The sequence below is a fragment of the Mesorhizobium sp. M7A.T.Ca.US.000.02.2.1 genome, assembly GCF_003996995.1.
GTDB lineage: Bacteria > Pseudomonadota > Alphaproteobacteria > Rhizobiales > Rhizobiaceae > Mesorhizobium.
In genome coordinates this window covers 1-398 of sequence record NZ_RZTT01000934.1, presented here as the reverse complement: position 1 = coordinate 398, position 398 = coordinate 1, and the positions used below count along the sequence as shown (strand labels likewise).

General features: G+C 66.3%; 1 pseudogene. It reads left to right on the top strand.

The features are described from left to right. Nucleotides 1–398, top strand: a pseudogene (locus EOD15_RS35485) (xanthine dehydrogenase family protein subunit M); the annotation flags it as partial.

Here is a 398-nt window from a genome sequence, read left to right as displayed (position 1 = left end):
GCACCGATGACGGGCAAACGCCGATCGAGACTTTTCTGGCCAATCGGGACGGCAGCCGCGCCGTCGTCACTTCCGTGAGCTTCACGCTTCCGAAGGCCGACAGTTTCCGCTTCCTGAAAGTGTCGAGGGTCAAGCCCAAGGGCGTCTCTGTGCTCAGCATAGCCGCTGTTCTGGAACTGTCGTCGGATGGCACCGTGACCTCGGCGCGGATCGCGCTCGGCTGCATGGCGGATCGGCCAATGCTCGCCAGGGCGGCGGAAAAAGCGCTGATCGGCCGAACGCTGACCGCTGACGGCATCGCGCCGGCCTTGGCCGCGGCCGGCGATGGCATCTCGCCCATCACCGACCCGATCGCCAGCGCCTGGTATCGCGCCGAAGTCCTGCCGGTTCATCTCGGC